The following is a 12945-nucleotide window of genomic DNA, read 5'->3' on the forward strand; positions in this document are numbered from 1 at the left end:
AACGTCTGGAAGGGCAGCACAGCACGTTTCAAGCCACCTGCGCACCCATTCGGATATACGTACTACCCCGTATAGGTAGACAAGACGCAGTCGACAAGATGCTGCACCGCGAATTGGCGCAGGTTTTCCTACGCTTGGGGACTTTCGTCAATTGCAGATTGTGTCAGGTCGCAACATTGACCGCGTGGTGATCTTCATCATCCTTGTGGTCCTCATAGGCATGACGGACGGTTTCCGCACTGGTCCGCCCCGGCTCCTGATAGAGCGGATGGCGCTCGCCCGGCGTGTAACCCGGCACAAGGAGCGTCTTGGCAGTGGCCCTGTAGGCCGCCACGCCGTCAAGCGTATGGTCTCGAAGGTGATGAGGTTCGATCACGACAGCGGGAGTATCTTGCTCCTCAATCCTGTCGTCTGGCTGGTCGTCTGGGCGCTGCACCGAGGACTCAATACCATGCCGATCTTTGTGCTCCCGTTCGCGCCGCTCGCGGTCGGACGGGTATTCGGTAGCGTGCCCAACGACATTGGCCGCAGGTGGCCGTTCAACTGTCGATGGCATTGTGGCCTCCTGGCCGGTTTCAGTCAGCTGCGGGGAGCCTTCTGGCACCCACAACCCAAGATTTACAAACAAAGGTTAACATATCTTTGCACAAATTTAACGATTGGGAGTCGGGTGCAGGACGAGAGATCAACAGGTCTCCACGCGAGTTCGGCTCGTCACCGCACATCACCGCCATCTTCTGCAAGATGAACAGCGCTATCGGTCGTCATCACCAGACTTGATCTGGTGATCCATACCGTGATGCACCCGCGCCGTTGAGCGGGCGCTGAAAAAGAACGGAATGGATGCCATGATCAAGTCATGGCATGACCTGCAGAGCAAGGCGCACTCTCACACCGTCATCCCCGACTTGATCGGGGATCCATACCGAGATGGCTCCACACCAACGGAAGCCGGGCGTGCGTCTCCTCGAAAACATAGACAGCAAAAAACCCGGGCCAATGACCCGGGTTTTTCAATTTCCAAGCTCTGGAAAGCCAACGCTTAGGCGGCACTTTCCTTCTTTGCAGCGCGTTCGGCACGCTTGCGCTCATGCGGGTCGAGCTCGGCCTTGCGCAGGCGGATGGAGCTTGGGGTGACTTCCACCAGCTCATCATCCGAAATGTAGGAAAGAGCTGCTTCCAGCGTGAGGCGGATTGGCGTGGTGAGCTTGACCGCATCGTCCTTGCCCGCGGCACGCACGTTGGTCAGCTGCTTGCCCTTCAGGACGTTCACTTCCAGATCGTTGCCACGGGTGTGCTCGCCGATGATCATGCCCGGATACACCTTCGTGCCCGGATCGATCATCATCGGGCCACGGTCTTCCAGGTTGAACAGCGCGTAGGCAACGGCCTCGCCAGACCCGTTGGACAGGAGAACCCCGGTGTGACGCCCCTGGATCGGGCCCTTGTACGGCTCATAGGCGTGGAACAGGCGGTTGAAGATCGCCGAGCCGCGCGTATCGGACATGAGCTCGGCCTGATAACCGATGAGGCCACGGGTCGGGGCGTGGAACACGAGACGTGTACGCCCGCCGCCGGACGGTTTCATTTCCAGAAGGTCGGCCTTGCGCTCCTGCAGCTTCTGCACGACCGCACCGGAATATTCTTCATCAACGTCGATGATGACTTCCTCGATCGGCTCAAGACGCTTGCCGTCCTGATCGAACTGATACACGACGCGCGGACGGCCAACACCAAGTTCAAAGCCTTCGCGGCGCATGTTCTCGATCAGGATGGCCAGCAGCAATTCACCGCGACCCGACACGATGAACGCATCCGGCTCGTCCGTGTCTTCCACTTTCAGCGCAACGTTGCCTTCAGCTTCCTTCATCAGCCGCTCGCGAATGACGCGGGACTGAACCTTGGACCCTTCCGTGCCAGCCAGCGGGCTGTCATTGACGCGGAAAGTCATGGACAGCGTCGGCGGATCGATCGGCTGCGCCTGCAGGGCTTCCGCAACATCCGGTGCGCAGATCGTGTCGGCAACGGTTGCCTTGGTCAGACCGGCGATGGAAACGATGTCGCCTGCTTCGCCCTGCTCGATCGGCTGACGCTCAAGACCGCGGAAAGCGAGAACCTTGGAAATGCGTCCTGCCTCGATCTGCTTGCCGTCGCGCGACAAGGCCTTGACGGCCATGTTCGGGACAGCCGTGCCGGAGACAATGCGGCCGGTCAGGATGCGGCCCAGGAACGGGTCGGACTGGATGGTTGTGGCCAGCAGCTTGAACGAGCCCGGCTCGGACTGCGGCGGGCTGATCTTGTCCAGCACCATGTCGAACAGCGCATCCATGCTGTCCTTCGGACCTTCCGGCTCCAGCGCCATCCACTCCTGCTTGGCAGAACCGTAGAGAACCGGGAAGTCGAGCTGGTCTTCATTGGCGTCAAGCGAGGCGAAAAGGTCGAACACTTCGTCCAGAACTTCGTCGGCGCGCTGTTCCGGCTTGTCGATCTTGTTGATGGCGACGATCGGCTTGAGACCCAGCTTCAGGGCCTTGCCCAGCACGAACTTGGTCTGCGGCATCGGGCCTTCGGCAGCGTCCACCAGAAGGATCACGCCGTCGACCATGTGCAGGATACGCTCCACCTCGCCGCCGAAGTCGGCGTGGCCCGGTGTGTCCACGATGTTGATGCGCGTGTTCTTCCACTCAAGCGAGGTGACCTTGGCAAGAATGGTGATGCCGCGCTCACGCTCGATGTCGTTGGAGTCCATCATGCGCTCTTCTGTCCGCTGGTTTTCGCGGAAGGCGCCCGATTTCTTGAGCAGAACGTCGATCAGGGTTGTCTTGCCATGGTCGACGTGCGCGATGATGGCGATGTTACGCAAATTCATGTAGTGGCTCCGCAAGACCTGCCCTCGTCTGGTATCAGAGAAGGGAAAGCCCTGGATCTAGATTGTCCGGATTGCTGCCAAAGCTGGCGATTTTGCGCACTGTATACCGGTAACGTCAGCCTTGTGCAACGCGGCAAACCTGACAGTTGCGCCGAATATGCAACGCAAATCCGGTTTTCGGGCACCTGAAGCCCGATTGACGCAAAAAAGACGCTGCCAACCTTGGTCGGCATCGCCTTTCATTTAGCAATCAGTGAGCAGGGCTCGATCAGAACCAGTGCTTCGGCTCACCACCACCGGCAGCGTAGTTTGTGCCGTTTTCGGCATCGTACTTGGCCGCGTCACCGAACACCTTGTCGAGACCGACCATATAGCCCGCTTCCTGACCAAGTGTACCGGCAATGTTGGTGATCCCAAGAAGACCACCCAGAAGACCATCATTGCCCTGGCCTGCATTTCCACCCAATGCGTGGGAATGACTAGTATGGTCAAAGGTGTTGACCAACCAGCCACCAAGATCCCCGTTCATAGCTGCCTTGTGAGCGCCGTCATGGCCAACCAGCTTGGAGAAGATGCCGAGAACCGGAGCAGCAATGCCGCCGATTGCGCCAAGGAGGCCGTTGTTCTTGGAGAAGAGGTTTGCAACACCGCCAAGAAGACCGGCTTTCAGGCCGAGAATGCCACCGAGGAGGCCGCCAACGTTACCGTTGTCCTGCTTGCCATGCTGAGCGTGCTGGGCCTGAACGTTGTAGCCAGCCTGCACCTGAGCCCCGCCCTGAACCTGGCCAGCACCCTGTACGCCGCCACCAGCGTGGACATGCGCACCGCCATTGGCATGGACATGAGCACCGCCGTTTGCATGAACATGCGCGCCATTACCTGCGCCGCCCATCTGCATGCCACCACCAGCATTCGGCATGGGCATTGGCATCGGACGCGGCATCGGGCAGACAGTCGGCTTGCCCGGAAGCGGAACCGGCTTGCCCCAGCCACCGCCATTTGCGTTGTTTCCGACTACGCCGACAGCACCATAGTTGCCAAAGCCTGCATTGTGGACCATGCCAAGCGGCGTATCATCCTGCGGGATGTTGTTGCCGTCATAAATGGTCGCGCCCTGCAGCTTCTGGGTCAGAGCCTGTGAGAGGCCCGGATTTCCCATGATCTGAACGCTCTGGATCTTGCCGTTCTGAACGTAGATGCGGCTTCCGGCTTCACGTGTATCGATACCACCAGCCTGAACGAGCTTGATCTTGCCGCCTGTTGCCTGGTTGATGATGTTGGCCAGCTGGTTCAGTCCAGCATTTGTGTTCGGGTTCGGGCCGGCGTTGTTCACCTGTCCGCCGTTGTTGACCTGAGCACCATTGTTAACCGGAGCGCCAGCACCTGCGAGCGCAGCGTTGCGACCTGCAGCGGCCCGGCCGTTGTTGCCGCCTTGCAGCGCATTCTGGAACTGGGCTGCATTTCCTGCCTGACCAGCATTGTGTTTCTTGCCGCACGCATGCGCCTTATTGTGAATGAAAGTCACCTGAACCCCCTGTCGGACTTCTGAATTCGTAAACAAACTATGAAACTATTCAGTGGCAATTGATATGCGGGTTGATGCCGGGTGTACTTTACGTAGTACGTACATGCCCTGCGAATTGCTTTCCGATGATAGAAGAGTGGCCTGTCAGCCTATTTTCCAGCTTGTGCCGCTACGGCTCCACCCCCTACAAGGACCGCGTATACACATCGATTTCTTCCCGCCGCAGCTCTTTCGCCAGGATCCTGACGTATGACCAACGCCGCATCCGTCATGAGCGAAAGACGGACAGCCCTTCTCGGAGCCGGGCTTGTTGCTATTGGCCCCATTTCGATGGCGCTCTACACACCCTCCATGCCGACTCTGGCCGAGGTGTTTTCAACGACCGACTCCATGATCAAGCTAACCCTGACGTCCTACTTCCTGGGGTTTGCAGTCACGCAGCTGATCGTTGGCCCATTGACGGACGCATTTGGGCGAAAGCCGGTAACGCTTGCTTTTCTGGGGCTCTATCTGGGCTCCGCGGTTCTCGCGACTTATGCTCCCGACATCACCTGGATGCTGATTGCCAGAACCCTTCAAGGCATTGGCTCGGCAGTCGGCGTTGCCGTGTCGCGAGCCATGGTCAGGGATCAATTCACCGGACAGACCTCCGCCCGGATCATGAACACAATCGCCATGATGCTCGCACTCGGCCCTGCGATTTCCCCCACCATCGGCGGGATCGTTCTGGAAGCCTTCGGCTGGAGAGAGGTTTTCTGGTGCATGATCGTCTACGGGCTTGGCCTCTTGCTGGCCGTGCTTTTCTTCCAACGCGAAACGAATTCACACACAGGTCTCGCTCACCTGAACCCTGCAAGACTGGCGAAGAATTACCTCAGTCTGCTGAGGACACCGGCTTTCATGCGGCCGAGCCTGCTGGTGGGCTTCAGTCTCGGCAACCTCTATGCCTTGAGTTCGGCTCTGCCCTTCGTCCTGATCTACGAAGTCGGCCTGACACCGACCGCCTTTGGCATGACCATGATGTTGCAGTCCGGCTCCTTCATTACAGGCACGGTCATAACAGGACGCCTGATGAAGAGCCGGGAAGCCAGTGAATTGCTCATCCCGGGCATGATCGGACTGTGCCTCTCCTCTGCAGCCATGTGTGTGTCGATGCTGCTCCTGACGCCATCGCTGGTAACAGTCATGGCGCCCGTGATGCTGTTTGCATTCTCCCTGGCCTTCATCCTGCCCTCCAGCCTGACGAGCGCCATGCAGGATTTCCCGCATATTGCAGGGGCCGCCTCCTCGGTCATGGGCTTCCTGCAATTCGGCGGCGGCATAGTAGGCAGCCTGCTGGTGGCCGCACTTGGAAATCCCGTACTCGGGATGGGCACCATCATCGCCGCCATGCCGGTAACCGGTGTGTTGCTGTGGGTGTTGCTGAGACCAAACAGGTCCGATGACGCCGGAAGGGCAGAGTAAGGCCCTAACGCGAAAGAGCCGGAAACCCGGCCCTTTCTTCATCGATTCAAACTTCGGCTACAGGTTGCAAAGCCTAGGCTTTGCGAACCGGATCCAGTGTGACCGAATAGAGCTCCACGTCATCCCGATCCATCAGGCGGACGGTAAACTGTTCCGTTGCCCCATCAATCTCGACAATACCAAAGAACTGCAGCCCCATCGACGGCGGCAAATTGGCTCCCTGCTCGGCGGTCGGTGCCTTCACATATCTGACTTCCGGGCCAAAGGTCATGTCGAGATCGTTCGGCCCAAAGGTGCCTGCATGGATAGGCCCCGACACAAACTCCCAGAACGGCTTGAAGTCCTGAAACTGGGCCTTGTCCGGATTGTAATAATGCGCTGCCGTATAATGTACATCCGCCGTCAGAAAGACGATGTTGTCGATGTCCGCAACATTGATGTATCGGAGCAGATCTGCGAACTCCAGTTCACGGCCCTTTGGCGCGCCATGGTCGCCATTGGCAATGGCTTCTGCACCCGCCTTTTCCTTCCAGTTGTCCCACACGATCAAGCCGAGCGGCATGTCGGATGCGATCACTTTCCAGGTGGCGTTGGAGCTGGCGAGTTCCCGCTTCAGCCAGGCGACCTGTTGTTCGCCGAGAACACGTGAGGCGGGGTTCATGTCCTCTTCCAGCGAAGCCCCGTTCGGACCACGATAGGAGCGAAGATCAAGGAAGAACACATCCAACATCGGGCCATAAGCAATCTTGCGATAGACCCGGCCCGGCTCGGACGGTGTGTAGCGGATCGGCGTAAGCTCATGAAAAGCACGAGCGGCACGGGCAGCCAGAAGCTGTACATTCTTTTCGCTATAGCGATCGTCCACAGTCAGATCCTTGGAAGCGGACCAGTTGTTGACGACTTCATGGTCATCCCACTGGAAGAAGGTCGGAACTTCCGCATTGAAAGCCCGGAGATTGTCATCCATCAGGTTGTACTTCCACTGGCCGCGATACTCGTCCAGCGTCTCGGCGACCTTGGTCTTTTCCTCGATCAGCTCATTCTTCCAGATCGTGCCATCCTTCAGTTCGACAGTTTCCTTCATCGGGCCATCCGCATAGATCGTATCGCCGGAATGAATGAAGAAGTCAGGCTGGTGCCTTTGCATCGTGGCGTAGGTTTTCATGCCGCCTCGAGCCTTGTCGATGCCCCAACCCTGCCCCGCGGTGTCACCGGACCAGACAAACTTGACCGACCGACGTGAGCCCGGCGCGGTACGGAACCGCCCGGTCATCGGCTCGGAGATCGCATTGACATCCCCAAGATCGGTAAAGGCCACCCGATAGAAAATGTCCTGATCGGACGGGAGGTTCTCCAGCAAACGCTTGGCCGCAAAATCGCTGTCCGGCAGCGCGTTCAGGGGCGCAAGGCGCGTCGGGTTTTCAAAGGATCCGTTGGTATCGAACTCGACAAGCATGCGGGAGGGGCGGTCGGCACGAGCCCAGATCATTCCCGAATTGGCATTGACATCCCCCGACTGCAGTCCGTGGGTGATGACAGGTCGGGAGGACGCGCGGGACAGGGCAGGCATGGCAAGACCGGCGGAAAGGACAAGGCCGGTCGCAGCGGACGATTTCAAAAAAGAACGTCGGGATACCGGAGAAGGCATGAAACACTCCATGGCTGGGGGAAGGGGAAATCCCTTGGCAACCGGCATTCAATGCCCGATCTGTTTGTCAGTTCGATCTCAGTCAGACGACAGCTTTAGGAATTTTCGATGACACATGTCGCTTGTGGGCTTGACCCTGCGACGGCGACGGGCGAAACCGCTGATCGATATGACGAAGGTTGATTTCATGACCAGCTACGCCTTTCCCGATCTCGGCAAGATGGAACGCCCGCAGGTCATGGGCATTTTGAATGTGACACCGGACTCCTTTTCCGATGGTGGACGCTTCAATGCAGTAGAAGACGCCCTTGCACAGGCGCGGTGCATGATCGGTGAAGGCGCCGACATACTGGACATTGGTGCGGAAAGCACTCGTCCGGGCTCGGCGCCTGTTTCTGTGGAAGATGAATGGGCTCGCCTTGAGCCGGTTCTCGCGCCTGTGTGCGACATGGGCCGCCCCGTTTCCATCGACACCTACAAGGCGGAGATTGCCAAGCGCGCCTGCGCAGCCGGAGCCACCATCATCAATGACGTTTGGGGTCTGCAGAAAGACCCCGCCATGCCGGAGGTTGCGGCTGAAACCGGCGCCCATGTCATCATGATGCACAATCGGCTTGCTGCAGATCCTGGCATCGACATCCTTTCAGATATCGACCGGTGGTTCGAACAGTCGATGAAACTGGCCGACCGCGCCGGGATACCCCGGGACAAACAAATGCTCGATCCGGGTTTTGGCTTCGGCAAGACAATTGACCAGAACTTCCAGATCCTGAACCGGTTCGAGACGCTCAAGAAGCATGGGCTACCCGTTCTTGCAGGTGCCTCGCGCAAACGCATGATCGGAGCTGTCTTGAATGTGGAAACGGATGAACGGATGTTCGGTTCCCTTGCAGTTCACCTGATTGCGCTGCAGAAAGGCGCCGAGATGGTGCGGGTCCACGATGTGTGTCCGCATGCCGATGCGGTTCGAATGTTGGCTGCAACCCGGCGTGAAACGGCCGAAATCGATCAGGATTGAACAATCGTGGCTGAAACCGGAACCTCCCCTTCGCATTGGACACGCGCCGCATTAGGTCTCGGTTCCAACATGGGCGACACGAAAGCGGCGCTCGAAACAGCCATTTCCTTGCTGGAGGAACGGGATGACATCCGTGTCACAACGCGATCATCACACTACCGCACCCCTCCCTGGGGCCCGATCCCACAGGATGATTTTCGAAACGCCTGCATTTTGATTGAGACATCGCTTTCCCCACAGAACCTGCTGGCCGTTTGCCTGGAGGCCGAACAAAGGATGGGCCGCATTCGCGAAGAGCGTTGGGGCCCGCGACTGATCGATATCGATGTTCTTCTCTATGGCGACACCGCAATAAACGAGCCGGACCTGACCCTGCCCCATCCCCGCATGGCCGAACGCGCCTTTGTGCTTGTTCCGCTTGCCGAAATCTGGCCAGACGCCCCCGTCGCCGATGGCCTGACAGCAAAGGACGCACTCAAGTCCTGCACTGACATCGATGACGTGGTTGAACTTTAGAATTCCCTTCGTTATTTGCTATTAGTAATAAACATAACCAAACCACCTAGAATGGCGAAATGCTGCATTGCCTTAAACGCAAATTTTGACGAATGACGCTGAGGTTACAGCTTGACCAAAGATTTTCTCCATTTAAGGCAATTAACTCTCCAATTTCTGCGAACTGAAGAATTTACGGCCTTTTTGGGCGCACTGCTGCTCTTTGTTGCCATTGTAAGCTCGGTAGTGACAATAGATGCCCTTAAGGAACATTGGCTGAACGCGCACCTGCTGCCAGCAACCTTGGCCGACGAAAAAGTCGGCGATTTCGCTGCCTTTTACCGAGCAGGAGAGATGGCCTTGGCCGGGGAAGCCTCTCAGGCCTATGACGCAGAGAAGTTCATCGCAAATTTCAGCGAAGAACGAAAATCCCTGCTTTACCTCAATCCTCCTCATTTTCAGCTTTTTGCTGCGCCAATGGCCTTGCTGCCTTATGGCGTAGCAAAGCTATTGTTCTTGATAGCCTCGGTAGCGGCGCTGTGCCTCATTGTGCAGTGCATGAAACTTGAGCAAGGGCCTTTGGCTTTCTGGGTCTTCGTTTTGGGGCCGCCGCTGCTCTATAATATCTACTATTTTCAGCTGTCCCCATTCATTACATTGTTTCTGGTTTTTGCATTGCTCAACCACCGAAACTCTCCTGTCTTGTCAGGAGTTTTGCTCGCCATTGCGACGGTGAAACCGCAATACGGCTTACTGGTCCCGGTATTCTTGCTTCTTCACAGATCCTGGCTGACTTTCGCTGTGGCCACCATTGGAACAGGTGTCCTGATCCTCTGCTCGGCTCTCCTGTTTGGTTCAGACAGTTGGCGAATATTCTTTGAGACCGTTTCCGGCGTCCATTCGCAGCATATCGGCATGAACTACCCACTGATGGTGACTGTCTCCAGTTCACTCGGAAAGCTCGGAATCTCGGGCAACGTCGCCTTCGCGATTGCAGGACTGTCTGCCCTGTTCAGCCTTGCTGCCGTTTATCTTCATGTGTTGAAGGCAAATGAATATGTAGCAATCGGGTTGGTGTTGCTGACGACGATCCTCGCCGCCCCCTCCTTCATGCTGTACGATTGGCCTCACATCTGCGCAGCGATTTTCCTAATTGCCGCGGGCATTTCACGCTTTTCCATCAGATACCAAATCGCAGCAGCAATTGTTTGGTCCCTGCCGATCGTCCTTTCCTACCTCTGGTCAAAAAGTCCGATAGCAAGCTACTACCTGAGCGCATTCGTACCCGTATTTGTCCTTGTGTTGATTGTATTGACCTATTTTGAAGACAGTTCCCGCGCGCCCATACGGACCCGTTCTGTGTAATCCATCTGTCTTCTAGCGATTGATCACATAGAGCATCGCGTTCAGATAGGTGGCAAAAGCGCCCCAAAGGGCATAAGGCGCAAAGAACAAGGCTGACAAGCGTTCGCTCCGCCAGGCGCGCTGGATAAACAGCACAAGGCACGTCAAGAGCAGCATCATGATCGCCAGCCCAATCCCGAGCTGATGGGCTGCAAAGACGGTCGGGCTCCAGGCAAAGTTCAGCCCCATCTGCAACAGCCAGATGGAAAAAAGCGACGAGAGCCCTTGCTGCTGCCAAACCTGCCATCCGGCGATGGCGATCAGCAGGTAAAGCACCGTCCAAACCGGAGGAAACAACCAGTTTGGCGGCGTCAATGGCGGTTTTTGCAAGGCCGCATACCAGTCGCCGGGCGGCGTCGTCATTCCGATCAGGACACCGATGCCGATCACCCCGCCGACAAACAAGACCAGTGACAACCACTTTTTGAGTCTCATGTCCCGTACCGTTCAGGAACCAACAAAGCTCATCATGTGAAACCGGGCCTGCTCGGAAACATGAGCATGCTCTTGCCCAAAGGGGCAGGCCCTGCGGGCAAGACATCCGTGCCAACAGGCCGCGTCTTGCGTCCTGGACAAATAAGCCCTGCAGGTCATGTAGTCATAACCTTGCGACGAGGAAATCGCGTTGACGGGACAAACATTCAGGCAGGGTTTGTCGACACATGCCCCACATGGTCCATTCCCACATCGCCCATCGGCCAGAATGTGTGGTTCACGCTCGCCCTCTCCCACTCCCGGAAGCACAAAAGCGCCGCGCAATCCGAGCCAGGGACCATAACTTTCATGCGCCAACACGCCGAGCGGGCTTTGCGAGAAGCCACCGTACGCCTTGGCCCAGCGCTGGAACGGATAATAGGGAGGGCCGTCGAAAGGAAAAAGAACTTCCACGCCGAACGTCTCGGCAAGCCCGCCAAGAACCCGACGGGTAAACCGGTCCATGGCATCCGGCAGGCCGTCGGCTGCTTCGGTGGAGGCACTGAATACCGTCCAGAAATCGGATCCCAGACTTCCGACGAGAAGCAGCTGGCACGGATTGTCATGCCTCACGACAGAAGAACCGGCTTCATCCCTATCGGATACAATCGTCCCGACCGGGTGAAATCCGGCAGCTGAAACCTCTCGCTCGATTTCAGCTGCCAGTGTCATGACACTCAGCCCAGCCGGTCGCGTTTGGCGAGGGTGCGAAGGCGCAGGGCGTTCAGCTTGATGAAGCCGGCCGCATCCTTCTGGTCGTAAGCACCGTGGTCATCTTCGAAGGTGACCAGTTCTTCCGCATAGAGTGAATAGGGAGATGCACGACCAACGACCATGACATTGCCCTTGTAGAGCTTCAGGCGAACCGTACCGGTGACAAACTCCTGGCTCTTGTCGATCAGGGCCTGCAGCATCTCGCGCTCCGGCGAGAACCAGAACCCGTTGTAGATAAGTTCCGCATAGCGCGGCATCAACTCGTCCTTCAGGTGACCCGCACCGCGGTCAACAGTGATGGATTCCATCGCCCGGTGCGCGGTCAAAAGGATCGTGCCACCCGGCGTTTCGTAGATGCCGCGGCTCTTCATGCCAACGAACCGGTTCTCAACCAGATCAAGACGCCCGATGCCATTGTCGCGGCCAAGGTCATTCAACTTGGCAAACAGCGTGGCCGGAGACAGTTTTGCGCCATTGAGCGAGACCATGTCGCCCTTTTCAAAACCGATCTCGATCTCGGTGACAACGTCCGGTGCGGTCGTCGGATCGACCGTGCGCTGGAACACATAATCCGGCGCTTCCTCGTTCGGGTCTTCCAGAACCTTACCTTCAGAGGACGAGTGCAGCATGTTCGCATCGACGGAGAACGGCGACTCACCGCGCTTGTCCTTGGCAACCGGAATCTGATGTTTTTCGGCAAAATCGATGAGGTCGGTACGGGACTTGAAAGTCCAGTCACGCCACGGCGCAATCACCTTGATGTCCGGGTTCAGCGCATAGGCGGACAATTCGAAACGCACCTGGTCATTGCCCTTACCGGTTGCGCCGTGAGCAATGGCATCGGCACCGGTTTCCTCGGCGATCTCGATAAGGCGCTTGGAAATCAGCGGGCGGGCGATGGACGTGCCCAGCAGGTAAACGCCCTCATAGACCGCATTGGCGCGGAACATCGGGAAAACGAAATCCTTGATGAATTCCTCGCGAAGGTCATCAATGTAGATTTCCTTGATGCCCAGCATCTCGGCCTTCTTGCGCGCCGGCTCCAGCTCTTCGCCCTGTCCGAGATCCGCGGTGAAGGTCACCACTTCGCAGCCATATTCGGTCTGCAGCCACTTCAAAATGATGGACGTGTCGAGACCGCCGGAATAGGCCAGAACGACCTTCTTGATTTCACCATGCGCCATATGCGTACTTGCCTGCCTGTTTGGAGCAGGATCACCCCGCTCCGACCTAAAATCCTGCGCAATTTAGCCAGTAAACGCTGCGGCGCAAGGGGATACACCCGTGCAGGAGTGAGGTTTGAGGAGAAAAATTCCTCATGATAGTTGGGCTGC

11 protein-coding genes are annotated in these 12945 nt (G+C 57.3%); 4 read left to right on the forward strand and 7 right to left on the reverse strand.

Features of this window, described 5'->3' with window-relative positions; genetic code table 11:
• Window positions 1-163: 163 nt before the first annotated feature.
• The 3 genes from F0155_RS08810 to F0155_RS08820 form a co-directional block, all read right to left on the reverse strand.
• On the reverse strand, window positions 164-556 hold the full coding sequence (locus F0155_RS08810; protein ID WP_150524128.1) for a hypothetical protein: 393 nt from the start codon (window positions 554-556) through the stop codon (window positions 164-166).
• 486 nt (window positions 557-1042) lie between these two features.
• A complete protein-coding gene (typA, locus tag F0155_RS08815) occupies window positions 1043-2869 on the reverse strand; it encodes a translational GTPase TypA (RefSeq protein ID WP_150524129.1) in 1827 nt (608 codons plus the stop codon).
• Between the two features lie 268 nt (window positions 2870-3137).
• Window positions 3138-4394 (reverse strand): hypothetical protein, encoded by a 1257-nt coding sequence (locus tag F0155_RS08820; RefSeq protein ID WP_150524130.1) that lies wholly within the window; start codon window positions 4392-4394, stop codon window positions 3138-3140.
• A 249-nt stretch (window positions 4395-4643) separates the two neighbouring features.
• On the opposite strand from F0155_RS08820, the gene F0155_RS08825 reads away from it, so the two are divergent.
• Entirely contained in the window at window positions 4644-5858 is a 1215-nt protein-coding gene (locus F0155_RS08825) for a multidrug effflux MFS transporter (RefSeq protein WP_150524131.1), read from the forward strand.
• 73 nt (window positions 5859-5931) lie between these two features.
• Here F0155_RS08825 and F0155_RS08830 read toward each other — a convergent pair whose 3' ends face one another.
• Window positions 5932-7506, reverse strand: coding sequence for an alkaline phosphatase D family protein (locus F0155_RS08830; protein ID WP_150524132.1), 1575 nt, complete (start codon window positions 7504-7506; stop codon window positions 5932-5934).
• 169 nt (window positions 7507-7675) lie between these two features.
• Between F0155_RS08830 and folP the strand changes: the two genes are divergently transcribed.
• The 3 genes from folP to F0155_RS08845 all read left to right on the forward strand — a co-directional run bounded on the left by folP (window position 7676) and on the right by F0155_RS08845 (window position 10384).
• Window positions 7676-8524, forward strand: coding sequence for a dihydropteroate synthase (folP, locus tag F0155_RS08835; RefSeq protein ID WP_208999196.1), 849 nt, complete (start codon window positions 7676-7678; stop codon window positions 8522-8524).
• Between the two features lie 6 nt (window positions 8525-8530).
• Complete coding sequence (gene folK / locus F0155_RS08840; RefSeq protein WP_208999197.1) at window positions 8531-9040, forward strand: 2-amino-4-hydroxy-6-hydroxymethyldihydropteridine diphosphokinase; 510 nt, start codon at window positions 8531-8533, stop codon at window positions 9038-9040.
• A 111-nt stretch (window positions 9041-9151) separates the two neighbouring features.
• On the forward strand, window positions 9152-10384 hold the full coding sequence (locus F0155_RS08845) for a glycosyltransferase family 87 protein (protein ID WP_150524135.1): 1233 nt from the start codon (window positions 9152-9154) through the stop codon (window positions 10382-10384).
• Window positions 10385-10396: 12 nt separating this feature from the next.
• On the opposite strand, the gene F0155_RS08850 is transcribed toward F0155_RS08845, so the two are convergent.
• Genes F0155_RS08850 through F0155_RS08860 form a run of 3 tightly spaced genes read right to left on the reverse strand, consistent with a single transcriptional unit; the run spans window position 10397 to window position 12795 of the window.
• On the reverse strand, window positions 10397-10858 hold the full coding sequence (locus F0155_RS08850) for a TspO/MBR family protein (RefSeq protein ID WP_150524136.1): 462 nt from the start codon (window positions 10856-10858) through the stop codon (window positions 10397-10399).
• A gap of 12 nt (window positions 10859-10870) precedes the next feature.
• Entirely contained in the window at window positions 10871-11569 is a 699-nt protein-coding gene (locus F0155_RS08855; RefSeq protein ID WP_150524137.1) for a hypothetical protein, read from the reverse strand.
• A 5-nt stretch (window positions 11570-11574) separates the two neighbouring features.
• Complete coding sequence (locus F0155_RS08860) at window positions 11575-12795, reverse strand: argininosuccinate synthase (protein ID WP_150524138.1); 1221 nt, start codon at window positions 12793-12795, stop codon at window positions 11575-11577.
• Window positions 12796-12945 lie beyond the last annotated feature (150 nt).

The sequence above is a fragment of the Roseibium sediminis genome (genome assembly GCF_008711325.1).
In the GTDB taxonomy this organism is placed as follows: Bacteria; Pseudomonadota; Alphaproteobacteria; order Rhizobiales; family Stappiaceae; genus Roseibium; species Roseibium sediminis.

Excerpts from the sequence above, each read along its gene's own strand:
- folP (WP_208999196.1), top strand. The coding sequence starts at position 7,676 with ATGACGAAGGTTGATTTCATGACCAGCTACGCCTTTCCCGATCTCGGC.
- F0155_RS08830 (WP_150524132.1), bottom strand. The coding sequence starts at position 7,506 with ATGCCTTCTCCGGTATCCCGACGTTCTTTTTTGAAATCGTCCGCTGCG.
- typA (WP_150524129.1), bottom strand. The coding sequence starts at position 2,869 with ATGAATTTGCGTAACATCGCCATCATCGCGCACGTCGACCATGGCAAG.
- F0155_RS08825 (WP_150524131.1), top strand. The coding sequence starts at position 4,644 with ATGACCAACGCCGCATCCGTCATGAGCGAAAGACGGACAGCCCTTCTC.
- F0155_RS08860 (WP_150524138.1), bottom strand. The coding sequence starts at position 12,795 with ATGGCGCATGGTGAAATCAAGAAGGTCGTTCTGGCCTATTCCGGCGGT.
- F0155_RS08810 (WP_150524128.1), bottom strand. The coding sequence starts at position 556 with ATGCCATCGACAGTTGAACGGCCACCTGCGGCCAATGTCGTTGGGCAC.
- F0155_RS08855 (WP_150524137.1), bottom strand. The coding sequence starts at position 11,569 with ATGACACTGGCAGCTGAAATCGAGCGAGAGGTTTCAGCTGCCGGATTT.
- F0155_RS08850 (WP_150524136.1), bottom strand. The coding sequence starts at position 10,858 with ATGAGACTCAAAAAGTGGTTGTCACTGGTCTTGTTTGTCGGCGGGGTG.